The following is a 24,020-nucleotide window of genomic DNA, read 5'->3' on the forward strand; positions in this document are numbered from 1 at the left end:
GTGGTTGCAGGGGTGGCAGCCGTGGTGGCCGGGCCTGGTCCGGCCGCGCCGGTGGGCTGCAGCGTGGCTCGAGTGGTCGGTAGTGGGGGATGACGGTGGCACAGGAGCGCATCCTGGTCGTGGAAGACGAGCCCGGCATCCGCAGGGTGGTGCGGGCTTACCTGGAGCGGGCCGGATACGAGGTGCTGGAGGCAGGGAGCGGCGAGGAGGCCCTGGATCTGGTGGCTTCCCGGCGCCCTTCCCTCGTGATCCTGGATCTCATGTTGCCCGGCATGCCGGGGGAGGAAGTATGCCGGTGCCTGCGGCGGGACTCGGACATACCGGTGATCATGCTCACGGCGCGGGCGCATGAGGACGACCGCATAGCGGGGCTCGGCATGGGCGCCGATGATTATGTGGTCAAGCCTTTCAGCCCCCGCGAACTGGTGGCGCGGGTCAAGACCGTCCTGCGGCGGGCCGGGCGGCCGGCAGGAGAGCCGCTGCAACGGGGTGACCTGATCATAGATCCCGAGCGCCACCAAGTCAGGCGAGGGAACGAGGTGATCCCGGTCACCCCTTCCGAATTCCGGTTGCTGTATACCCTGGCACGGGAGCCGGGGCGGGTATTCACCCGCGAGGAACTGGTGGCCAGGGTGGCGGGCGAGGATTTCGAGGGGTATGACCGTACCGTGGACGCCCACGTGAAGAACCTCCGTCAGAAGCTGGGCGATTCGGCCCGCCAGCCGCGCTACATCGCCTCCGTCTACGGCGTGGGATACCGCTTTGTGGGGGGAACAGGAGTTGGGTAGTCTGCGCGTGCGCCTGACGGTTGCCTTCGTGGCGGTGGCCCTGGTGGCGATCATGGTGACCGCCATCGCCACCGGGACCGCCGTCTCCCGCCGGTTCGACGTGTACGTGGGCCGCTATCAGCGCTTGCGTGCCGAGCAGGCTGCCCGTGTCCTCGAGGATGCCTACCGGCAGGGGGGAATGGACCGGGTGGTCAGGGAGGTGGAGCACCTGGCGGGGATGACCGGGATGCACGCCCGGCTGGTGGACACAGCGGGTAACGTGGTGTGGGAACACATCCCGCATATGGATCAGCCTGCCGGCCGTATCACCCCACCGGGGCTGCACATGCCGCCCGGTCCCCGCTGGCGCTGGGGTGCCCGTGTTCCCCGCCAGCAGGCCATCCCCCTGCGCGTGGGGGGCCAGCAGGTGGGCACCCTGTACGTGGCGGCACCGGAAGGATCACCGTGGATGGTGGAGGAAACGGCGTTCCTGGCCGGCGTGCGCCGATCCCTGTGGCTGGCGGCGGGCTCGGCTGCCCTGCTGGCGGTGCTGGCGGGTCTGGGGATGGCCCGCAGTATCAGTCGTCCGCTGCTGAGGTTGCGCAATGCGGCGGACCGGTTGCGCGAAGGCGACATGACGCTCCAGGTCCCCGAAACGGGCAGCGACGAGATGGTGGCACTGGCGCGGGCCTTCAATCACCTGGTCCGCAGCCTGGCCCGCCAGCAGGAGTTGCGCCGCAACCTCACGGCGGACGTGGCCCACGAGTTGCGCACGCCGCTGGCTGTGGTGCGGGCCCACATCGAGGCCATGCAGGACGGTGTGTGGGAGGCCTCCCCCGAGAACCTGGCCGCCCTGCACGCCGAGATCATGCGTCTGGTACGGCTGGTGGGCGAACTGGAGAAACTCAACGAGGCCGAGAGCGGCAGTCTGGAACTGGTCTGGACTGCGGTTGATCTGGCCGAACTGGCCCGCCGGGTGCTGGCAGCTTTCGGCCCCTCTTTCGATCAGAAGGGGGTTAGCGTGCGTCTGGAAGTGGAGCCGGGAGTGCCCGCGGTGTCGGGGGACGAGGACAGGCTCTCCCAGGTGGTATGGAACCTCCTCTCCAACGCCCTCAAGTTCACTCCTCCGGGCGGACAAGTCACCGTCCGCGTCTACCGGCGCGGCGAAACCATGCGTGCTCCCGCCACCGGGACGGCGACCGGCAGTGTCTGCCTGGGGGTCACGGACACCGGCCCCGGCATACCGCCCGAGGATCTGCCTTTCGTATTCGAGCGGTTTTTCCATGTGCGGCGGCGGGCTGCTCCCGGCCCCACCGGCGCGGGGGAGCCTGACCGGGGGACAGGGCTGGGCCTGGCCATTTCTCAGGCCCTGGCCCGGGCCCACGGGGGCCGCATCGAGGTGCAGAGCGAGCTCGGCAAGGGGTCCACGTTCACCCTGGAGCTACCCGTCCGGCCGCCGGCAGAGCACAGGAGTTAAGGCCGCCCCGTCGCCGGAAGGTACGAGATAGGCTGGCGGCGAATTGGCGGCGGGGGGAGGTGCATGGCTTGAACGTGGGCGTACTGGCCTTGCTGAGTTACCTCATAGGGTCCATTCCGTCGGCATACCTGGTGGGCCGGGCCTTTCGGGGAGTGGACATCCGCCACGTGGGTACCGGCAACGTGGGTGCCACCAACGTGGTCCGCAACGTGGGATGGGTTGCGGGGATCCTGACTGGCCTGCTTGACGTGGGCAAGGGCATGGCGGTCGTGTTGCTGGCCCGTGCATCCGGCGCCGGGGCTGTGGGTCCCCTGCTCGCCATAATCTGTGCGGTCATCGGCCACAACTGGCCTATCTGGCTCCGCTTCCACGGGGGAGGGGGGCTTGCCACTTTCGGCGGGGGACTTGCTCTCACGGTGCCCATCTGGCAGATCGTGCTGGCGGGGTGCCTGTACGGTCTGGTGTACCTCGTGACCAGGCACAAGTATTTCAGTTCCGTGTTCATGTGCGCAGTCATCCCGGTGTGGCTCGGTGTGAGCAAGTCTTCGTGGGATTACTTCTTGTTCGGTCTCGCCGGGGGCACCGCCCTGGGGTTCAAGCAGGTACGGGCCTGGCTCAAGTACGGTACACCCCGCAGGTAGGGCCGCGGCCGTCCAGGGACCCATTGACAGGGGCAGCGCAGGAGAAATATAATCTGGGCGATATACCCCCCTGGGTAATTGGGAACAGGGGATGGTGAGCGTTGCCGGACACGGTATTGCAGGAGGAGGACACCGTACGCGAGCTCTGCAACCGCCTGCGGCGGGTGGAAGGACAGGCCCGCGGGCTGGTGCGCATGATCGAAGAGGGCCGCAGTTGCTCGGACATCGCGGTTCAGATGGCGGCCCTGAAGGCCGCGGTCAACCGGGCCGCGATGGCTTTTGTGGCCGCCTATCTTCACCAGTGTCTGGCAGAGGCCAGGGAGGAGGAGGCCGAGGAGGCCCTGGGCCGGGTGGCCCAGATGTTCATGCGCCTGGCTTGAGGGCGATCTGTTGGGGACGGCCGGCTGGCAGGGGCCGGCGCCCGGCCCGGCGGATTCCTGCGGTGGTGAAGGCGTGGAGGGTTGCGGATGGAGCGGGATATCCACGACGTGGTCATCCTGGGGGCGGGGCCGGCGGGGCTCACGGCAGCGATTTACGCGGGCCGGGCTAGGCTGGATACGGTGGTGATCGACCGCGGAGTCCCCGGGGGGCAGGTTGCCACCACCGACATGGTGGAGAATTACCCCGGGTTCCCCGAGGGCGTGTCGGGCGTTGAGCTGGCCAGGTTGATGAGCGAGCAGGCGGAACGCTTCGGCGTTCGCACGGAGATGGCAGAAGTGGAGAGTCTGAGCCGGGATGGCGACCTGTGGCGGGTGGAGACATCGGAGGGTCCCTACCTGGGCCGGGCGGTAATCGTGGCCACGGGAACCCGTCCCCGGGAACTGGGGGTGCCTGGGGAGAAGGAACTGCGGGGCCGCGGCATTTCCTATTGTGCCACCTGCGATGGCGCCTTCTTCCGAGACAAGCCCGTGGTGGTAGTGGGAGGTGGTGATTCCGCCGTTTCCGAGGCGGAATTCCTGACCCGCTTCGCCAGCCAGGTCACTATCGTGCATCGCCGGGGCGAGTTGCGGGCGGCCCGCTCCCTGCAGGAAAGGGTCCTGGACAACCCGAAGATTAGGGTGCGGTGGAACAGCGTAGTCGCGGCCTTCCTGGGTCAGGACGGGTTGCAGCGGGTGCGCCTGCGTGACGTCAACACGGGGGCGGAGTCGGAGCTGGAGGCCGAGGGTGCCTTCATTTACATCGGACTCCTCCCCAACACCGCCTTTTTGAGCGGGGTTGTTCCCCTGGATGAAGGGGGATACCTGATTACCGACGACGCCATGGCCCTGCCGGCCCCGGGGTTGTTCGCTGCGGGCGACGTCCGCCAAAAGCGGCTGCGGCAGGTGGCCACCGCGGTGGGTGACGGCGCGGTGGCAGCCATGGCGGCTGAGGAGTACATCGTGGGCAAGTTCGGTCGACAGCCCGCGAAGACGAAGTAGGGGGTGAAGGTGGCAGGTGCCCCAGTACGAATTCGGGTGTAAGAAGTGCGGGCATGAGTTTGCGGTCAACGTTCCCTGGCAGCGCAAGTGCGAGGTGACGTGCCCCAAGTGCGGGAGTTCCGAACTCAGGGAGAAGTTCTCTCCCTGGGGATGGACCCGCGGGGGGACATCCGACGCGGGCGCGTGCAGCGTCCGCTTTGGCTGACGCTAGTCCGTGGGGGGCAGTTTGTCCCCCTGATCCTCCCCTGTATGGTGGACGGTCGTTACCAGCTGCGCGGCCGTCCGCCGCCCGATGGCCTCCCTTCCGGGAGGCCCTTTTTTGTGCCGGTAGAGGTTCTTCCGGCGGGTGGCTGCCAGCCCGGGCTTGACGTGGAGCCCGTGCACCGGGGCGGATCTGAGCGATAGCAGGGATTCTTGTCGCCTGCGGCGAATAAGCAGTGCATTATTATGTAAGCGCTGCCTGACAGTAGACGCTGGGACGGGTGCTTCGTGGGGAGGGGAGACCTGTGCGGGTGGGTATGCTTGGGTTGGGCACGGTGGGCCAGGCGGTGGTCCGGCTCCTCCACGAGGAAAGGGACCGCCTGCGCACGTCCGGCACCCCCCTGGAGCCGGTGCGGGCGCTGGTGCGGGATCCTTCTCGTCCCCGCCCCGTGCCCCCGGGACTGGAGTTGACCACCGACCCCGCCCGGGTCCTGGAGGATCCCGGGATCGACCTGGTGGTGGAACTCATGGGAGGGGTGGAACCAGCCACCTCTTACATGTTGCGGGCCCTGAGGGCGGGGAAGCCGGTGGTCACTGCCAACAAGGAGGCCATAGCCCACCGGGGGAGAGAGCTGCTGGAGGCAGCGGCGGCAAGCCGGCTGCCGCTGAGGTTTGAGGCCAGCGTGGCCGGTGCCGTTCCCGTCATCCGCGCCCTCAAAGAATCCCTGGCCGGGGATCGCGTGGTTGAGGTGGCCGGCATCGTGAACGGTACTTCCAACTACGTGCTGGGGCTCATGGAGGAAGGTCTGGAACTGGAAGCAGCTGTGAGGATGGCAAGGGAGCGTGGCTACGCCGAGGCCGATCCCACCCGCGACCTGGACGGGTCGGACGCGGCCTGCAAGCTCGCTATCCTGGCTTCCATCGCCTTTTCGGCCCGGGTGCTTCCCGAGCAGGTGGGCACGCGGGGTATCCAGATGGTCAGCCGGGACGACCTGCGCTGGGGACGGGAAATGGGCTACCGTCTCAAATTGCTGGCTTTGGCCCGGCACACGCCGGCGGGGATAGAGGCCCACGTACGACCCACTTTCCTGCCCGCATCCCATCCCCTGGCCGGGATCGCGGGGGTCACCAATGCCCTCCTGGTGCGGGGGGAAAGGTGCGGCGAGCTGGTATTCCAGGGTCCGGGGGCGGGAGGTGACGCTACCGCCACGGCCGTGGTGAGCGACATGCTGGAGATCGCTCGCCGGGCTGCGGCCGGGGTGAGGGACGGTTTCTACTGTACCTGCCGGGAGCAAGCTGCGGTCGTCCCCGCCCACCGGTGTGTGACGTCGGCGTACGTGCACCTCGAGGTGGTGGACCGGCCGGGCGTGCTGGCCCAGGTGGCCGGCTGCCTCGCCTCCCACGACGTGAGCATCGCCGAGGTCCTGCAGAAGGCGCGGGGAGAGGGCCCGGTGCCCGTCGTCTTCATCACGCATCCCTCTCCGCTGGGGGCTCTTGAGGAAGCGGTGAGGGAGATCGGGCGCCTGCCCGTCGTGTCGCGCGTGGCCAGCGTCATGGCGGTGCTGGGCAAATGACGAGGTCGTCCGGATTACGGTGCAGCGCTGGCTGATCGAGAAGTGGTGGGCATTGTGACCAGGTCGTGGGGATTGATCAGACGCTATCGTGAGTTCCTACCCGTGGGGCCTTCCACCCCCATCATCACTCTGGGGGAAGGGGATACTCCTCTCATCCCGTCGCGGGATCTGGGCCCCTGCTGGGGCATCGAGCTGTACTTCAAGTACGAGGGGGCCAACCCCACCGGGTCGTTCAAGGACCGGGGTATGACGGTGGCCGTGAGCCTGGCGGCCGAGAAGGGCGCGCGGGCGGTAATCTGCGCCTCCACCGGGAACACGGCGGCTTCGGCAGCCGCCTACGCCGCCCGCGCCGGCCTGGTCTGCCTGGTGGTGCTTCCCCGGGGAGCGGTGGCCCGGGGGAAGCTGGCCCAGGCCCGCGCCCACGGGGCTCGCGTCCTCGAGATCGAGGGCGATTTCGACGCTGCCCTGGCCGCGGTGCGGGAGCTGGCCACCACCCTTCCCATCACCCTGGTGAACTCGGTGAATCCCCACCGGATCGAGGGCCAGAAGACCGGGGCGTTTGAGATCTGCGATGCCCTGGGGGACAGCCCCGCCTACCTGGCCATCCCGGTGGGGAACGCCGGCAACATCACCGCCTACTGGAGGGGATTCCGCCAGTACCGGGAGGCAGGGCGATGCACCACCCTGCCCCGGATGCTGGGGTTCCAGGCAGCAGGTGCCGCCCCTCTTGTGGAAGGCCGTCCCATCCCCCATCCGCGCACGGTGGCCACCGCCATCCGCATCGGGAATCCCGCCAGCTGGCAGGGGGCGGTCACCGCGCTCACCGAGTCCGGCGGGCGGGTGGAGAAGGTCGAGGACGAGGAGATCATGGCGGCCTACCGGATGCTGGCCTCTCGGGAGGGCATCTTTGCGGAGCCGGCCTCCTGCGCGGCAGTGGCGGGGGTGGCTAAACTGGCTGCCCGGGGATTCTTCTCCCCGGGCGACCGGGTGGTGTGCGTCCTCACCGGCCACGGGCTCAAGGATCCCGACGCCGCCATGGCCCAGGATTCCCAGACCCCGGCATCCGCGGGCGGGAGGGCCGGAGCTCTGGAAGATGCTATCCGGGCCGCCCTGGCGGAAGCACGCGCGGGACGGGGGGATTGACGGGAGTGGCTGTCACAGTGCGGGTTTCCGTGCCGGCCAGCGTGGCCAACCTGGGCCCCGGGTTCGACGCCCTGGGCCTGGCCCTCGACGTATTCAACGTCCTGGAGGTTGAGCCGGGGGGCGACGGCGTGCGGGTCGAGGTCATCGGGGAGGGAAGGAACCTGGCCCCGGCCGACAACCTGGTCTTGCGGGCCATGGAGTACGCCTTTTCCGCCGCGGGCTCGACCCTTCCTGCCATGCGGCTGCGCCTGATCAACCGCATCCCGGTGGGGTGCGGGATGGGTTCCTCGGCAGCGGCCATAGTGGCCGGTCTGGTGGCAGCCAGCGCCGTGCTGGATGACCCCTGGTCGCCCGAACAGTTGCTGGACATGGCCGCGGACCTGGAGGGCCACCCGGACAACGTTGCCCCCGCCATGTGGGGAGGTCTGGTAGTGAGTTGCCGGACGGGAGAGGCCACCCGCTGGGTGCGCCTGGAGGCGCCCTCGGAACTGCAGGCCGTGCTGGTGATCCCGGAGCTGGATCTGCCCACCCGACAGGCGCGTCAGGTGCTGCCTGAGTCCGTCCCGTTTGCCGACGCCGTGTTCAACGTGGGCCGGGCGGCCCTGCTCGTGGCTGCCCTTTCCAGCCGGCGGTACGACCTGCTGCGCGAGGCCATGCGGGACCGATTGCACCAGCCGTACCGCTCGCGTTTGATCCCCGGGATGGAGGAGGGGCTGCAGGCGGCCGAGCGGGCGGGAGCCCTGGGTGCGGCCCTGAGCGGAGCAGGCCCCACCCTGGTGGCGTTTGCCGTGGGCGATTGTCGTCCCGTGGCGGAGGCCGTACAGATGGCGCTGGGCCGGCACGGGGTGCCCAGCAGATGGATCGTGGCCCGCCCCACCGACTGGGGTGCCCTGGCCACCGTCCACCGCCGATGACGCCGGGGACAGGGGGGATTTGGGATTGGCGCTGGTGGTGCACAAGTACGGAGGTACATCGGTAGCAGACATTTCTCGCATCCGTCACGTGGCGTCGCGCCTGATCCGGGCCAGGGAACAGGGCCACGATGTGGTGGCAGTGGTTTCCGCCATGGGTGACGCCACTGACGAACTCCTCGAGATGGCGCGACAACTGACCGAGCGTCCTACCCGGCGGGAACTAGACATGTTGCTTGCCACGGGGGAGCAGGTGTCCAGCGCGCTCGTGGCCCTGGCGGTGAACTCCCTGGGATACCCGGCAGTGGCACTGACGGGTGCCCAGGGAGGCATCATCACCGACGGCGGCTTCACCCGGGCCCGCATCCTGCGGGTGGATCCCAGCCGCATCCGGGAAGAACTGGCCCGGGGCAAGATCGTGGTGGTGGCCGGGTTCCAGGGCATCGGCCCTGGCAACGACATCACCACCCTGGGCCGGGGAGGTTCCGATGCCACCGCGGTGGCGCTGGCGGCCGCCCTGGGCGCTCCGGTTTGCGACATCTGCACCGACGTGGACGGGATCTACACCGCCGACCCCCGGGTGGTCCGCAACGCCCGCAAGCTGGCGGTCATCTCCTACGAGGAGATGATGGAGCTGGCCTACGTGGGGGCCCGGGTGCTGCAGGCCCGGGCGGTAGAGATAGCAAGCCAGCACCGGGTGGTGATTCACCTGCGGTCGAGCTTCTCGGATGAGGACGGTACCCTGGTCAAGGAGGTCCCCGCAATGGAAAACGCCAAGCCGGTGGTGGGGGTGGTACACGACCCCGACGTGGCCCGCGTGACGGTGCTGTCTGTCCCGGACCGCCCGGGCGTGGCTCACCGTATCTTCAGCGCCCTGGCCGAGGCGGGCATCAACGTGGACATGATCGTACAGAGCACCCGGCACGAGGAATACACCGATGTGCTGTTCACCGTGAGCCGGGCGGACCTGCCCCAGGCCATGGAGATCGTGCAGGGGGTAGCACGGGAACTGGGAGCCACGGGGTGCGTCTACGACGCCGGCGTGGGAAAGGTGTCGATAGTGGGTGCGGGCATGGCCACCCACCCCGGAGTGGCGGCCCGCATGTTCGGGGCACTGGCCCGCAACGGGATCAACATCCAGGTGATATCTACTTCCGAGATCAGGATCTCCTGCCTGATCGACGCCGCCGACCTGGAACGGGCGGTCACGGCCCTCCACGACGAATTCGAACTCGGCCTCCCGTAGCCGTTTCCCGGGACCGGCGACTGCGGCGCCCGCCTGCGGCGTTCGTCCCGGGGTCGGGGGGTGGACAGTTTGGGCTTCTTCGCCATCATGGTGAGTTCGTTCCTGGTGGGGTTGTCGGGGGCTCTCATGCCCGGGCCGCTCACCACCCTTACCATCGAGCGGGCCAGCCGCCTGGGCGCGGGGGCGGGGATGGCGGTGGCCGTGGGGCATAGCCTGCTGGAATTGGTGACGGTGATAGCCCTGGCCCTGGGACTGGGCAGCGTGCTGGGGCAGCCTTCCGTGGCCGGCGCGGTGGGGTTGGTAGGCGGTCTGGTGCTGGCCTGGATGGGGTGGACCACCATCAGGAGCGCCCCCGCCGTCGCGTCCGCGCCCGCCCGGGACCCCACAACAGGCGCTGCGTTGTCGCCGGTCCGGCCCGCTGCGCCCGCGCCTTCGGGCGGGGGGCCGGGGAAGGTGCTTCTTCCGCTGCGGGCCCTGCTGGGAGGGATAGTGGTGAGCCTGGCTAACCCCTACTGGTCCCTGTGGTGGGCCACTATCGGCACCACGTACCTGGGACTCTGGGGCGGGACCAGACTTACCAACCTGGCTGCCTTTTACCTGGGCCACGTATCCTCGGATATCCTGTGGTTGGGCTTACTGTCGGTAGGGGTGGCGCGGGGCGTCCGCTACCTGTCCGGCAAGGTATACCGGGGGATCCTGGTGGGACTGGGAGCCTTCCTGATCGCCCTGGCCGCTTTCTGCCTGTGCTCAGCCCTCAAGCTGTTGATGCGGTGAACTGCGCGGCTCACCGGTCAAGTGAGACGCAGGGCGGCAGGAGCGGGATGGGTCTGGGCCGGCGTATCGGTAAAGAGGTCGGTGAGCATGGCCGCCAGCTGGTCCTTGCGGTAGCCGGGCAGGGTGATGGCCGCAGCGGGGCACTCGGCGGCACAGGTTCCGCATCCGCGGCACTGGACGGGATTGATCTGGGCCACGTTGCGCTCGTTGATGAACGGCACCCGGTAGGGGCATACGCGCACGCAGGTCAGGCAGGCGGCGCACTTTTCCTCGCTGACGGTCGCCACGATACCGCCGGCCTGCAGTTCCTCCTTCGCCAGCAGGCAGGCGGCCCGCGCTGCCGCCCCCTGGGCCTGGAATATGGTTTCGGAAACGGACTTGGGGGCGTGACCCGAGCCACAGCAGTAGATGCCGTGGGAGGGGAGGTCCATGGGGCTCATCTTGGGGTGCAGTTCCAGGAAGAAGCCGTGTTCGTCCAGGGGGACCTTGAGCAGGGAAGCCAGTTGGGCGACGCCGTCGGCGGGTACGGCGGCGGTGGAGAGGATGACCAGGTCGGGATTGACCAGGATCCTGCGGCCACTCTGCACGTCGGTGGCTGTCAGCATCAGTTGGCCGGAGGACGTTACTCCCAGCCGGGGTGGCTCTTCCGCCCGGTAACGCAGGAATGCCACTCCCCGGCGGCGGGCCTCCCGGTAGTACGCTTCGCGGATGCCGTACGTGCGCATGTCGCGGTACAGCACCAGCACCTGGACGTCGGGGTTGAGTTCTTTGACGCGCAGGGCGTTCTTCACCGCCTGAGAGCAGCAGGTGCGGCTGCAGTATTGCCGCCCGGTGGTGCGGGAGCCCACGCAACTGATAAAAGCCACCATGCTTACGCCGGTCACTTGCTCGGGCCGGAAGGTCAGCGTTTCCTCGAACTCCAGACGGGTGAGGATCCGGGGATCCTCGCCGTACAGGTACTCGGTGGGCCCGTATTCCTGCGCCCCGGTGGCCAGGATGAGGGCCCCGTGCTCCAGTTGCCTGATCCGGCCGTCCCGCAGGCGGATCGCGGTGCGGTAGTGACCGGCGTGGCCGGAGAACTCCACCACCTGGCTACCCGTGAACACCTCTATCAGAGGATTTTCCATTACGCGGCGGCGCAGGTCGCCGAGCAGGGGCGCCACCGGTCCCGTTTCCAGGGTCGAGTGCAGCCGCCTGAGCATGCCACCCAGTTCGTCCTGCCGCTCCACCAGGTAGGTGGAGAATCCCTGCTCGGCCAGGGATAGGGCGGCCTGCATTCCCGCCAGGCCTCCTCCGATCACCAGGGCCCGCGGGACCACCGGCACGGTGAATAGAGTGAGGGGCTCAGCCCGGGCCACCTTGGCCACCGCCATGCGCACCAGGTCCTGGGCCTTGGCCGTGGCCGCTGCGGGGTTATCCCGGTGAACCCAGGAACATTGCTCGCGGATGTTGGCCATCTCGAACAGGAAGGGATTTAGCCCTGCCTCCCGCAGCGTTTCCTGGAAGAGGGAGCGGTGCGTGCGGATGGTGCAGGACGCCACCACCACCCGGGTCAACCCCTTCTCGGCGATGAGTTCCCGGATGCGGGCCAGGTGCGATTGGGAGCACGCGTACAGGACAGCCTCGGCGTGCACCACGCCCGGCAGGAATGCGGCGGTGCGGGCCACCTCCTCCACATCGACCACCGAAGCGATGTTGGTGCCGCAGTGACACACGAAGACCCCCACCCGGGGCGGTTGCCCCTCCACCGGGAGGGGAGGCGGGTACTCTTTCTTTTTGACCATCTTGCCGCGGGCATCCCGGAGCAGCGCGCCGGCTGCAGCGCCTGCGGCGCTGGCCATCATCACCGACTCGGGGATGTCGCGGGGAGCGGTGAAACCACCCACGGCAAACACTCCCTCCCTGCTGGTCTTCACGGGAGCCAGGGGATCGGTGGCGGCAAAGCCGTACTCATCGAGGGCGATGCCGGCGGCCCGGGCCAGTGCCTCCGCCCCGGTGGGGGGCGCGGCGGCGGTGGCCAGCACCACCAGGTCGAATTCCTCCTGGTGGATTCTGCCCTCCAGCCAGTACCTGATCACCAGGTTGCCGGTGGCAGGATCCTCTTTCACGGTGGATATCATGGTGGGCAGGTAGCGCACGCCCCTCTGCTCCGCCGCCAGCACGTACTTCTCGAAACCCTTCCCCACTGCCCGCAGGTCCCCGTAAAACACCGTAATTTCCGTTTGGGGATGGTGGTCCCTGATCATGAGGGCCTGCTTGGTGGCGTACATGCAGCACACCGACGAGCAGTAGGGGGCGTGACCATCGTCCCGCGAGCCGGCGCACTGGATGAAGGCCACCCGCCGCGGCACCTTCCCGTCGGAGGGCCGCTCCAGGTGGCCGCCCGTGGGACCGGTGGCGGAGAGCAAGCGCTCCAGCTCCTGGCCGGTCACCACGTTGCGGTAGACGCCGTGGCCGTACGCGGGCACGGTGGCGGCATCGATGAGGTCGAATCCGGGTGCCAGCACCACCGCCCCAACTTCCAGTTCCAGGGTGGCGGGGGCGTCGTCGTGACGGATGGCATTCTTCTGGCACGCCGATTCGCACTGCAGGCATTCCGAGCAGATCCCGCAGTCCAGGCAGCGGGATGCCTCCCTGCGCGCCTCTTCTTCGCTGTACGGGAGGACCACTTCCGCGAATCCCCTCACCCGGGCGGCAGGTTCCAGCTTGCGCGGGCGCACGCGGCGTTGCCTCGCCACGGTGGAGGTGTCAAGTTCCAGGGGCGGGATCTGTTCTGGAAGGGGAGGGGCACTCCGCCCGGCCCGCAGGTCCATCCCCTGCAGGAAGCGGTGGATGGACTCGGCTGCCTCCCTGCCGGCGGCCATGGCCCCAATCACGGTGGCGGGACCGGTAACGGCGTCACCCCCTGCGAACACGCCGGGGAGGTTGGTGGCGAGGGTGAGGGGGTCCACCACCAGGGTCCCCAGGGGGGTGCGGGTGAGGCCGGAGTCGGCCAGGAACACCTGGTCCGGTGCCTGGCTGACGGCGATGATCACCGTCTGGCAGGGAACCTCGAATTCCGACCCGGGGATGGCTACCGGCCGGCGCCTCCCGCGGGCATCCGTGCTTTCCAGGCGGTTGCGGATGAGCCGCAGGCCGGTTGCTCCCTCCTCCCCGCCGCGGTGGCCATCTTCGGGGGCGCGGGTCCGGCCGTCGCCCAGGACGGCCACCGGACTGGCCAGGAACACGAAGCGTACCCCTTCCTCGCGGGCTTCCTCCACCTCTTCGGGAAGGGCGGTCATCTCCTCCGGGGAACGACGGTAGTAGACGGTGACCTCCTCGGCCCCCAGGCGCAGGGCGGTACGGGCGGCGTCGATGGCCGTGTTGCCGCCGCCGATGACCGCTACCTGCTTCCCCACCCGCAGGGGCTGGCCCAGGTTGGCCAGGCGCAGGAAGGTGACGCCGTGGTACACCCCGGCCAGGTTTTCCCCCGGCAGGCCGATGAACTGGGGCTCGTGGGCCCCGATGCCCAGGAACACGGCCCGGAATCCCATGTCGAAGAGTTTCAGGAGGGGCAGGTCGGGCCCTACCGCTACCCCGGAGTGGAATTCCACCCCCATGCGGCGGATGAGGTCGATTTCGGCATCCAGCAGGTCCTTGGGGAGCCGGTAAGGAGGAATCCCCACCCGGAGCATGCCGCCCAGGACGGGCAGCGCCTCGTACACCGTGACCTGGTAGCCCCGGCGGGCCAGGTGGTACGCACACGCCATCCCCGCCGGGCCCGATCCCACCACCGCCACCTTCTCCGGGCGCGGGGGCTCCATGTCCTCCCGGATGATGCGCTCGAGGTCTTCCACCTGACGCAAGACGTACTCGCCCACGAAGCGCTTGAGGCGGGACTTAGCTACGGGTTCATCCACGCTGCCGCGCTGGCACACCGTCTCGCAGGGGTGGTGGCACACCGTCCCGCAGATGATGGGGAAGGGCACGGCCCGACGGATCAGCCGCCACGCCTCCAGGTACTTGCCCTGGCGCACCAGGGCCACGTAGCCGTGGGGGTTGACCCCCGAGGGGCAGGCCTGCTGGCAGGGAGATTTGCCGCGCTTGTCGATCAAGAATTTGTTAGGCACCGCCTGGGGGAAGGGCCGGTGGATGGCTTTCCGGCGGCTCAGCCCCAGGTTGAACTCGTCGGGAACCTCCACCGGGCAGACCGCCGCGCAGTCGCCGCAGCCGGTGCACTCCTTCTCATCCACATAGCGGGGGTGTCGGCGCAGGAGCGCCCGGAAGTGACCGGGTTTTCCCTCCAGGGCTTCCAGGGTGGTGAGGGTGTGGATCTGGATGTTGGGATGGCTCTGACACTCTGTCATGCGGGGGCCCAGCAGGCACATGGCGCAGTCATTGGTGGGGAAGGTCTTGTCCAGCTGGGCCATGCGACCGCCCAGGCTGGCTCCCGACGTGACCAGGTGAACAAAATAGCCGCCCTCGGCCAGATCCAGGGCGGCCTGCATGCCGGCGATCCCGCCGCCGGCCACCAGCACGGAGCCCACCGGTTCCGTCATGAACATCTCCCCCTGGAATGTGTGCTGTTACTCATACACCACTGCCATTATATCGGCAATCCCAAATATTACGCAAATTAGTCCATGGGAGGACGATTACACAGTTTTTGCTGCCCAAGTACCGGGTGCAGCAAATCACAAGCCGGGCCGCATCCCTTTGCGCCCGGGTACGAGGGGCGGCGCCGGGTGCGCGTGGACACGGGAGCAATCGCAGTCCTGCCGCATAATTATGCGACAGCGCGCACCGGACCGGGCAGGCGGCGCGCCACGTGATCACCAGGCGGAGGAACCGGGGCAGGCGTGGCGAACCTGTCGGGAGGGGGGGATGGAGATGAGCGAGAGGCGAGCCGGGCGTAGTTGGCGCTGGTTGGTGCTTCTGGTCGTGCCGTTACTCTTGCTGCTGGTGTCGGCGGGGGCGGCGCTGGTGGCGCTGAGTCTGCAGGGAGATCTGGACACATACACCCCCGTGGATACCGGTCCCCTGGCGGCCGGGGAGAAGAGTGCACGCCTGGCCCAGAGAGTAGTGGTGGTGGTCGTGGATGGCCTGCGCGTTGACGTCTCCCGGCAGATGCCGTTCCTGGAGTCGCTGCGGGGGCGGGGGGCGTGGACTTCCCTCACCACCGGGCAGCCTTCCTTCTCCAAGCCCAGCTATGCTGTTCTCTCCACGGGTACGTGGCAGGAATACCACGGGGTGGCCATGAACAGCCACCCTGGTGCGGTCAAGGTGGACACCATCTTCTCGGTCGCCCGGAATGCGGGCCTGAGGACGGCCCTGTACGGGTACACCTACTGGGGTGAGATCAACCCCTCGGTGGACCATTCCTTGGTGGGGGATTACCCGGACCATGAGCTGTACGCCCGCGCCCGGGCTTCCCTGGAGGCGCGGGAGGCTGATCTGACATATGTGCATCTGAGCGCAGTGGACGAGGCCGGGCACGAGTCCGGCGGTGCCCTGTCCGAGGAGTACCTGGAAGCTGCCCGGGAGGTAGATGGCATGATCGCCGGTCTTGCGTCCTGCCTGGACCTGGCGAAAGACGTGCTGGTCGTGACGGCAGACCACGGGCAGCTGGACCGTAACAACCGGGGCGGCAGCGGCCACGGGGGCTGGGAGCGCGAGGTGACCACGGTGCCCCTGGTGATGGTGGGCGCGGGCGTGAAGCCGGGGGAGATTCCCGCTGGCCGGCAGGTGGATGTGGTTCCCACGGTGGCCACCCTGCTGGGGTTGCCGGTGCCCGCCCATTCCCTGGGGAATGTACTGTGGGCGGGGCTGGATGTCCCCGAGGACGTGCGTGCCGACAAGCAGGTCAAGCGGGCAGCCCAGTTCGTTGACTTCGCCCGTGCCTACGTCACTGCGGTATCTGCCCCGTCAGGTGAGGCATCTGGGTCGCAGCAGGCTGCTGCCCTGGCCAGTGATCCGCTGGCCGGGGCCACCGCATCCCTCGAGGAGGCGCGTAGCCGCCTTGCCGAATCCGCGTATGAGCAGGCATTTACCCTGGCAGGGGATAGCATGGAGAAAGCCGAGAGGGCAATGGGCGCAGCCCGGTCACGAATGGTGTGGGCTCACCGGTGGCCACGGCTCCCCTTCTTGCTCGTCCCCCTGGTGGTACTGGGGTTGCTGGCCTGGAAGGCGCGGCGGTCGCTCCTGGAAGTCCTGGCCTGGGGTGCCGGCTACCTGGTCCTCTATCACGTGTTCTACGCCTGGGTGTTCGGCGACGTGTATTCCCTGAGCGTGTTCCCGGACGGGTCGTTGCCCACCATGTTCCGCCTCTTCGGCTTCCCCGCTTATCTGGCGCTCGCCATCATCCTGACGGCCGTGCTGTGGCGTGGCACGGCCACGGCCCGGGCGGCCGAGGGGATCACCGGGCGCCAGCACGTGGTGTGGCTGGTCGAGAAGGCCATTCTCGCTCCCTACGTGGTCCTGGGAATAGTGGCAGCCGTGGGCCTGTTCGGTATCGGCTCGAGCCTGGGTTTCTATCTGCCCTCGTTCCGCCTGAACTTCCTGTACTTCTGCGCCCTGCTGCAGCTCCTCTGGCTGGGCCCGATAGCGGTGGTAGCTCCCTTGGCCGCCTGGCTGGCGACACGGCAGCGCTACCGGGCCACCGACATGGCAGATCAGGCCGCAGTCAGATGATGCCCAGTTCGTGGCCCACCCTGGAACATGCCTCCAGGGTGAGGTCGAGGTCTTCCCGGGTGTGGGTGGCCATGACACTCAGGCGGACCCGGGACAGCTTCCGCGATACCGCCGGGTAAAAGACGGGATTTACGAAGATCCCCAGTTCGTGCAGGCGGCGGGCCATTTCGTTGACCTTGTAGTCATCCCCTATGATCAAGGGCACGATGGCCGTCTGGGCGTTGCCCAGGTTGAAGCCGAGGGCCCGGAGGTTGCTCGTCAGGTAGCGGATGTTGTCCCAAAGCTGCTCCCTGAGTTCCGGTTCGGTCTCGATCACGTCCAGGGCAGCCAGCACCGAGGCGGCCACCGCCGGGGGTAGGGCAGTGGAGAACATGTAAGGCCGGGCAAAGATGCGCAGGTAGTCGATAACCTCCCGGGTGGAGGCCACGAAGCCCCCCACCCCGCCCAGGGCCTTGCTGAGTGTACCGAAGACGACGTCTACCTGTCCTTCAACTCCCCAGTGTTCCGGGGTGCCCCGCCCGTGGGCTCCGATCACCCCGGTGGCGTGGGCTTCGTCGATCATGAGGCGAGCACCGTAGCGGCGGCAAATGGCGATTAGTTGGGGAAGAGGAGCGATGTCGCCGTCCATACTGAACACGCCATCCACCGCCACCATCTTTGCTCGGTACTGGCCCTCTGCTTTTTCCAGGATACGTTCCAGGGAGCGCAGATCCTGGTGAGGAAAGACTTTACTGGTGGCGCCCGACATGCGGCAGCCGTCCACGATGCTGGCGTGGTTCAGGATGTTGTTCACCACCAGATCGCCGGGGCGCAGAAGACCGGCCAGTGCTCCCAGGTTGCCGGCGTATCCGGCCGCGAAGACCATGGCATCCTCGCAACCCTTGAACGCCGCCAGGCGTTCCTCTAACTGGCGGTGGATGCTCATGGTCCCGGCCAGCAGGGGGACGCTGCCCGCCCCTGCCCCGTATTCCCGGATGGCACGCACCGCGGCCTCCACCACCCGGGGGTGAGAGGTGAGCCCCAGGTAGTTGTTGGAGGCCATCATCACCATTTCGCGGACCTGCCCGGTGAAGGGGTCCCGGATATGTACCCGGTGGCCGGAGCTGGACACCAGGGTGCGCCGGTACAGGTCGTGCTGGCGGGCGCGCACGCCGGCCAGATACGCTGAGAAGGCATGCGCTTTCGCGAAAACATCATTGCCCTGCCACTGGTGGTAGTCGGCCAAATTGGCGCCGATCAGCTCCTTCTCCCCTTGCACCTGCCCTTGTACCTGCTCCCCTTGGACCTGCATGGGCAATCCCCCTGTGCACAAAGTTGTGCTCAGGCCCATCATAGCACACCCCTGCCCTCCGCGCAAGTGGCCCGGATCAGTCGGGGGGAGGTCAGTCGAAGACGAAGGCGGCCTTGACCAGGCGGCTGCCTTTTTTGTCGGTGAGGGTCCGGAAGGCCTTCCGGTACTCGTGCAGGCGGAAACGGTGGGTGAGCAGAGGAGACAGGTCGACCGCCCCGCGGGCCATGAGATCCAGGGCTACCTCGTAAGTGCGTACCCGCCGGCCCTGGTACTCCTCGGTGCTGTAACAGAAGGAACCCACCACCTGGAGTTCCTTGAGCCAGATGAAGCTCCAGTCCACACCGCGGGGTACCGAAGCCAGGCCCACCAGCACCACCTTTCCGCCGCGGCCCGCGAAACGCAGAGCATCGTCGATGCTTCCGGAAGAACCCACGCATTCGTACACGATGTCCGCGCCGTTTTCCAGCACGGGCTTGCCAATCATGGTCTTCAGAGAGCGCGTCCCCAGGGTGTCGGCCATCCTGTGTACGTATCCTGGACCCGTGCGGACCACCTCGTCCGCCCCGTAGCGCCGGGCGAGGTCCGCCTGGAATTCGTGGCGGGCCAGGACCACGATGCGGCCCCGGTGTCCTAGCGCCCGCAGCCCGGCCACCACCCCCAGGCCGATGATGCCCGCTCCCACCACGAGGCAGGTCTGGTCGGGGGTGGGGAAATGGCGCATGAGGGCGTGCAGTGAGGAAGCGAAGGGGTCTACCAGCACGGCCTGCTCGTCGCTCACATGATCCGGCACATGCAGGAGCTGGCTGCGGTGGGCGAGGAAGTAGGGGCTCCATCCCCCCCCGGTGTCGCGGCAACTGCCGATGAGCATGCCGGGGGAGAGATTCCCACGGGTGAAGTTCTCACACAGGGAGTGGTCACCCCGCTGACACAGGCGACAGGGCGGGGAGATGCCGCGCACCTCACAGGGGAGCATGGGGTCGACCACCACCCGGTCACCCACCCGGAAACCCTCAACCGCAGGCCCGACCTCGGCGATGGTTCCCACGTTCTCGTGCCCGACGGTAAATGGGAAAGAGGCGAAGGGGGAAGTGGAAGGACTGTCGTGCAAAAGGATGAGGTTCATGTCGCTCCCGCAGATTCCGGAGTACCTGGTCTTAACCTTCACCCAGTCCGGCCCGGGCAGGACGGGCTCCGGCACCTGGCGGTAGCGGAGGCAGGCAAGAGGGCTCCAGAACACGCCCTTCCAGATGCCGCCCAGGGCCTTGCTCACCACCCACCTGGGTATGCTGTCCACAAACTGCAGTGCCTCCACGGGCATCACCCCATTCCACCGGTCTATGCCCAGAGGTTCGGGGACAGACCCGGTTTTCCTGCTGACCGGGGAGAGGCGGTGCCCTTTGCCATCATGGCAGCGTGGCGGTGCGCAGCGGGCAGAACTGCGTGCGGACGAGGTGGCAGGAAAGCGACGACGGCGTGGCGTATCCTGCGTGTGAGCGGGTAGTAGGGCCTGGGCAGGACGGAAGGGCCCGCCATCCAGCACAGGGGGTGTTTTCCTTGAACGTCCTGTCCGGCCGCGCTGTTTCCCTGCCTGCTTCCCCCATCCGGGCCATGATGGCGCAGGCGGCGCGTTTTCCCGACGCCATCCGCCTGGAGATGGGGGAGCCCGATTTCACCACTCCCGAGCCGTATATGGAGGCGGCATTTGCTGCCGCCAGGGGGGGCGCCACCCACTACACGCCGACGGTGGGCATCCCGGAACTGCGTCGGGCCATCGCCGCCAGGCTACAGGCTGATTACGGGCTCGACGTGGACCCCGAGCGCGAGATAATGGTCAGCGTGGGGACCGTGGGGGCCCTGGGTGTGGCATGCCTGGCGGTGATCCAGCCCGGCGACGAGGTGCTCGTGCCCGATCCCGGCTGGCCTGTATACCGCTCCCAGATCGCCCTGGCGGGCGGGGTAGTTGTTTCCGTTCCCCTTCGCGAGGAAAACGCCTTTCATATGCAGCCGGAGGATGTGGAGGCCCGCATCACCCCGCGCACCCGCGTGCTGATCATCAACTCGCCCCACAATCCCACCGGGGCAGTGTTGAGCGAGGCAGAGCTGCGCGGGATTGCGGAGGTGGCATACCGGCACGGCCTGGTCGTCATCTCCGACGAGGTGTACGAGAAGCTGCTGTACGATGGCAGGAGGCACTTCCCCCTGGCATCCATCCCGGAGATCCGGCCCCAGGTCATAACCGTGTCCGGGGTTTCCAAGACCTATGCCATGACGGGATGGCGCCTCGGGTATGCTTACGCCACCGCCGAACTCATTTCCGCCATGGCCCGCATCCAGGAGTGTCTGGCATCCTGCCCCTCTTCCGTGTCGCAGCATGCTGCCCTGGCTGCGATCGGCGGCGACCAGGAGCCGGTGGCGAGGATGTGGGAACAATATGAACGCCGCCGGCGTTTCCTGGTGGAAGGTTTGAACCGCCTGCCGGGAATCTCGTGTCTTATGCCCGAAGGCGCCTTCTATGCCTTCCCCAGTGTGAAGGCGCTGGGTCGCCCCTCGGCGCACCTGGCCCAGGACCTGCTGGTGCGGGGCGGCGTGGTTACGGTGCCCGGTTCCGGATTCGGCGAGGGCGGAGAAGGATACCTGCGGCTCAGTTACGCCACCTCGCTGGAAGCCCTGCGGGAAGCCCTGCACCGCATGGAGAAGTTCCTCGCCGCGCGTCACTGAAATGATGCGAGTTGCCTGCGAGCGTCAGAGGCCCCGGGCTACCCGGGCCAGACCGAGGATAAGGAAGATCAGGCCCGGCGCCAGCCTGACCCCTAACCGATAGATTTGCAGTGCTGGGGGCCGGGCGCCCGTCCGGCGCTGTACCGGTGCCGGCTCGTCGCCGCCGGAGGGCAGTGAGGTGTTCCCCTCCGGTGCCGGCACGGGCAGCAGGTGTACCACTGCGCGCCGGCCAAGAGAACGGCCCAGTGCATTTCCCAGGCCTACCAGCACTATGTGGGCCGAGCCGAAGAGCACAGGGATCAGGGAAGACCGGTGCCCGCCCATTGCGAGCGCACAGGCCACCAGGGAAGCATCCGCAGCTACGCTGGCGCCCATGAGAAGCAGGTGGCTCCACTCCACGGGGTGTTCCTCCCCGAGGGGCTGGGCCACCTGCTCTTGTGCCCAAAGGCGGTAACGCAGGGCCTCCCTCAGGTTCCACCAGGCGATTCCCAGGAAGACGGCTGCCGCCAGCCAGGCGGCAGCGCGCTGACCCAGGGAACCGGCGAACACCGCCCCTGCAGTCATAGCCAGGGTGCTTCCCAGGGTGGATTCCGCTCCCACTGCCAGGAGCTGTGCCGCGGTAGTCCGCCGCTGCCGTAACCCCTGGGCCAGCCCTGCCCACATGCCGTCCAGGCTCACGGCGATGGCCAGCAGGATCAGTCCCAAGGTTGCTCTCCCCTTGCCATCAGGTACGAGTGAACATCCGGGCCTGCCGCCAGCAGGATGTTGTGCAACCGTTACTGGGCTGTGGCCAGTAGGGACGCTACCACTATATGCAGGCCACGTCCCTGCCGGGTGCACGGCCAGCGTGCGGTCCTGCGCCAGGCGCCGTTCGGGTGGGTGTACCACGCGGATGCTGCTATGCGGGGGGCTGCCTGCGTACTCGTAAGTACAAATGGCAGAAGGAAAAGGGCCCAAGGCAGCGAATATACCGGACAATGGCCTGGTGGAAGGGAGGGAGAGCGGCGTTTCCCGGTAGGGCAAGATGGGGTCGGCACTCATTTGACCAGGGAAGAAGGGGGAATAAATGGTGAGGCGTAAGATTGCGACGGCGTGCGCACTGTTGCTGGTTGCTTCGCTGCTACTTACCGTGGGTTGCGCACAGAAGCCTGAGGAAAAGCCCAGTGCGCAGCAGCCCCAGGAGAAGGTTATCAGGATCGGCATGATTGCTCCCCTGACGGGCGACGTGAAGACCTTCGGGGAGTCCACCAAGAACGGGTTCCTGCTGGCGCTGGAAGAGGCGGGGAACCAGGTGGCCGGGTTCAAGATCGAGCCGGTGATGGGCGACGATCGCAACGACCCGACGGAAGCGGTGAACGTGGCCACCAAGCTGTGCACGCAGGACAAAGTGAAGGCCATCGTGGGATCCGTGGCGTCCAAGTGCTCGATTCCGGTTTCGGAGGTTTGCGAAGCCAACAAGGTAGTGCAGATCAGCCCCACTTCCACCAACCCGCGCGTGACCGTAGACCTGGGACGGCGCAAGACTTACGTTTTCCGGGCCTGCTTCATCGATCCGTTCCAGGGGACGGTGGGGGCGAAGTTTGCCCTGGACAACCTCAAGGCCAAGACCGCGGCCGTGCTGTATGACCAGGGCAACGACTACGTGATCGGGCTGGCCAGCTATTTCAGGGATGCCTTCAAGGCGGGCGGCGGCGAAATCGTGGCCTGGGAGGCGTACACCAAAGACGACGTAGACTTCTCTGCCGTGCTCACCAAGATCGCCAAGCTGAAGCCAGACATCCTGTACCTGCCGGACTATTACAACATGGTCAGCCTGATCGGCAAGCAGGCCCGCCAGAAGGGCATCAAAGCCGTGTTCCTCGGTGGGGATGGTTGGGACTCCTCCGACCTCGACTTTGAAACCATGGAGGGTGGCTACTTCACCAACCACTACTCGCCCGAAGACCCGCGGCCGGAAGTGAAGGCGTGGGTGGAAAAGTACCAGAAGAAGTACGGTTCCACCCCCGATGCGCTGGCCACGCTGGCATATGACGCCACCGTCCTCCTGTTGAAGGCGATCGAGAAGGCTGGCAGCGACGATCCCACCAAGATCCGGGATGCCCTCCAGTCGCTGGAGATGGACACGGTGAGCGGTCGGATTTCATTTGACAAAGACGGCAACCCGGTGAAGCCCGCCGTCATCCTGCAGATCTCCGGCGGCAAGCAGAAGTACGTGGCCACCGTGCGGCCGTAGAGTACGCTGTGCCAGGGAGGGGCGGCCAACCGCCCCTCCCTGGAATCCCGGTGGGTTGGAGGCGAAGCCTGGTGACACTCGTTCTGGAGCAGATTTTCAACGGACTGCAACTGGGATTCGTGTACGCCCTCATTGCCCTCGGGTACACCATGGTATACGGCATCATCAGACTGATAAACTTCGCCCACGGTGACGTGTTCATGGTGGGGGCGTACCTGGGCGTGCTCGGCTACACCGCGTGGGGGTTGCCCTTCCCTCTGGCTATTGTGGTGGCCATGGTCCTGTGCGCTGTCCTGGGGGTTTCCATCGAGAGGGTGGCTTACCGCCCCCTCCGTTACGCCCCTCGCATCGCAGCGCTCATCAGTGCCATCGGCGTCTCACTGTTTCTTGAATACTTTTGCTCGCTCAAGTTTGTTTTCGGTCCCAACTACCGCGTGGTATCCCGCCCTTTCGAGGTGGTTAACTTCACGGTGGGGGGAGCAAACCTTTCCAACATACAGATCGTGGTGGCGGTCGTGGTCGTGGTGCTCCTGGCTTTGTTACAGTACATGCTTTTTCACACCAAGGTCGGCAAGGCCATGCGCGCGGTTTCCTATGACCACGACGCTGCCCGCCTGATGGGGATAAACGTGGACAGCATCATCTCGGTCACCTTCGCCATTGGGTCCGCGCTGGCGGCTGCCGGGGGTGTGTTGTACGCAGTGGCCTACCCGCGGATCTGGCCCTTCCTGGGTATCATGCCGGGTTTGAAAGCGTTTACCGCGGCTGTCCTGGGCGGAATCGGCATCGTACCGGGGGCGGTCCTGGGTGCCATCATAATGGGGCAGGTGGATGTTCTGTCTGCAGCGTTTATTTCTTCCCAGTTTCGCGACGCCATTGCTTTTTCGGTCCTGATCCTCGTGTTGCTGGTGAGGCCCACGGGTGTTCTGGGCTCGCGGCAGCCAGAGAAGGTGTAGC

Annotated in this window: 19 protein-coding genes; 15 read left to right on the top strand and 4 right to left on the bottom strand. The window is 67.0% G+C overall.

Going from position 1 to position 24,020, the window contains the following annotated elements:
* Window positions 1-89 precede the first annotated feature (89 nt).
* From AB1446_09265 to AB1446_09315, 11 genes are all read left to right on the top strand, one after another.
* Window positions 90-788 (top strand): response regulator transcription factor, encoded by a 699-nt coding sequence (locus tag AB1446_09265; GenBank protein ID MEW6547093.1) that lies wholly within the window; start codon window positions 90-92, stop codon window positions 786-788.
* Window positions 781-2,244, top strand: a complete 1,464-nt coding sequence (locus AB1446_09270; protein MEW6547094.1) for an ATP-binding protein — start codon at window positions 781-783, stop codon at window positions 2,242-2,244. The genes AB1446_09265 and AB1446_09270 overlap by 8 nt, the downstream gene beginning before the upstream one ends.
* A gap of 74 nt (window positions 2,245-2,318) precedes the next feature.
* A complete protein-coding gene (locus AB1446_09275) occupies window positions 2,319-2,885 on the top strand; it encodes a glycerol-3-phosphate acyltransferase (GenBank protein MEW6547095.1) in 567 nt (188 codons plus the stop codon).
* A gap of 101 nt (window positions 2,886-2,986) precedes the next feature.
* Window positions 2,987-3,265, top strand: coding sequence for a metal-sensitive transcriptional regulator (locus AB1446_09280; protein MEW6547096.1), 279 nt, complete (start codon window positions 2,987-2,989; stop codon window positions 3,263-3,265).
* An 87-nt stretch (window positions 3,266-3,352) separates the two neighbouring features.
* Entirely contained in the window at window positions 3,353-4,303 is a 951-nt protein-coding gene (gene trxB / locus AB1446_09285) for a thioredoxin-disulfide reductase (GenBank protein ID MEW6547097.1), read from the top strand.
* A gap of 16 nt (window positions 4,304-4,319) precedes the next feature.
* Complete coding sequence (locus AB1446_09290) at window positions 4,320-4,508, top strand: zinc ribbon domain-containing protein (GenBank protein ID MEW6547098.1); 189 nt, start codon at window positions 4,320-4,322, stop codon at window positions 4,506-4,508.
* 301 nt (window positions 4,509-4,809) lie between these two features.
* On the top strand, window positions 4,810-6,078 hold the full coding sequence (locus tag AB1446_09295; GenBank protein MEW6547099.1) for a homoserine dehydrogenase: 1,269 nt from the start codon (window positions 4,810-4,812) through the stop codon (window positions 6,076-6,078).
* 54 nt (window positions 6,079-6,132) lie between these two features.
* Window positions 6,133-7,221, top strand: coding sequence for a threonine synthase (gene thrC, locus AB1446_09300; protein ID MEW6547100.1), 1,089 nt, complete (start codon window positions 6,133-6,135; stop codon window positions 7,219-7,221).
* Window positions 7,222-7,226: 5 nt separating this feature from the next.
* Window positions 7,227-8,135, top strand: coding sequence for a homoserine kinase (gene thrB / locus AB1446_09305; GenBank protein ID MEW6547101.1), 909 nt, complete (start codon window positions 7,227-7,229; stop codon window positions 8,133-8,135).
* Window positions 8,136-8,160: 25 nt separating this feature from the next.
* A complete protein-coding gene (locus AB1446_09310) occupies window positions 8,161-9,378 on the top strand; it encodes an aspartate kinase (protein MEW6547102.1) in 1,218 nt (405 codons plus the stop codon).
* A 60-nt stretch (window positions 9,379-9,438) separates the two neighbouring features.
* Window positions 9,439-10,152 carry a LysE family transporter gene (locus tag AB1446_09315; protein MEW6547103.1) on the top strand — a complete coding sequence of 238 codons (714 nt, stop codon included), beginning with the start codon at window positions 9,439-9,441 and terminating at the stop codon, window positions 10,150-10,152.
* 17 nt (window positions 10,153-10,169) lie between these two features.
* On the opposite strand, the gene AB1446_09320 is transcribed toward AB1446_09315, so the two are convergent.
* Window positions 10,170-14,690, bottom strand: a complete 4,521-nt coding sequence (locus AB1446_09320) for an FAD-dependent oxidoreductase (protein MEW6547104.1) — start codon at window positions 14,688-14,690, stop codon at window positions 10,170-10,172.
* Window positions 14,691-15,021: 331 nt separating this feature from the next.
* Between AB1446_09320 and AB1446_09325 the strand changes: the two genes are divergently transcribed.
* Complete coding sequence (locus AB1446_09325; GenBank protein MEW6547105.1) at window positions 15,022-16,821, top strand: alkaline phosphatase family protein; 1,800 nt, start codon at window positions 15,022-15,024, stop codon at window positions 16,819-16,821.
* On the opposite strand, the gene AB1446_09330 is transcribed toward AB1446_09325, so the two are convergent.
* Together AB1446_09330 and AB1446_09335 are read right to left on the bottom strand one after the other, a co-directional pair.
* On the bottom strand, window positions 16,814-18,112 hold the full coding sequence (locus tag AB1446_09330) for an aminotransferase class I/II-fold pyridoxal phosphate-dependent enzyme (GenBank protein ID MEW6547106.1): 1,299 nt from the start codon (window positions 18,110-18,112) through the stop codon (window positions 16,814-16,816). The genes AB1446_09325 and AB1446_09330 overlap by 8 nt on opposite strands.
* 91 nt (window positions 18,113-18,203) lie before the next feature.
* Window positions 18,204-19,430: an alcohol dehydrogenase catalytic domain-containing protein gene (locus AB1446_09335; protein ID MEW6547107.1), complete on the bottom strand. Its 1,227-nt coding sequence runs from the start codon at window positions 19,428-19,430 to the stop codon at window positions 18,204-18,206.
* A gap of 236 nt (window positions 19,431-19,666) precedes the next feature.
* Between AB1446_09335 and AB1446_09340 the strand changes: the two genes are divergently transcribed.
* Window positions 19,667-20,830 (top strand): pyridoxal phosphate-dependent aminotransferase, encoded by a 1,164-nt coding sequence (locus AB1446_09340; protein ID MEW6547108.1) that lies wholly within the window; start codon window positions 19,667-19,669, stop codon window positions 20,828-20,830.
* A gap of 24 nt (window positions 20,831-20,854) precedes the next feature.
* Here the strand turns inward: AB1446_09340 and AB1446_09345 are convergent, their stop codons facing one another.
* Window positions 20,855-21,535 carry a hypothetical protein gene (locus AB1446_09345; protein ID MEW6547109.1) on the bottom strand — a complete coding sequence of 227 codons (681 nt, stop codon included), beginning with the start codon at window positions 21,533-21,535 and terminating at the stop codon, window positions 20,855-20,857.
* A gap of 364 nt (window positions 21,536-21,899) precedes the next feature.
* Here AB1446_09345 and AB1446_09350 point away from each other — a divergent pair, with 364 nt between their 5' ends.
* Together AB1446_09350 and AB1446_09355 are read left to right on the top strand one after the other, a co-directional pair.
* A complete protein-coding gene (locus AB1446_09350) occupies window positions 21,900-23,063 on the top strand; it encodes an ABC transporter substrate-binding protein (protein ID MEW6547110.1) in 1,164 nt (387 codons plus the stop codon).
* A 71-nt stretch (window positions 23,064-23,134) separates the two neighbouring features.
* Complete coding sequence (locus tag AB1446_09355; protein MEW6547111.1) at window positions 23,135-24,019, top strand: branched-chain amino acid ABC transporter permease; 885 nt, start codon at window positions 23,135-23,137, stop codon at window positions 24,017-24,019.
* Window position 24,020 lies beyond the last annotated feature (1 nt).

Source organism: Bacillota bacterium (assembly GCA_040757085.1).
Taxonomy (GTDB): domain Bacteria; phylum Bacillota; class Sulfobacillia; order JACIYH01; family JACIYH01; genus JACIYH01.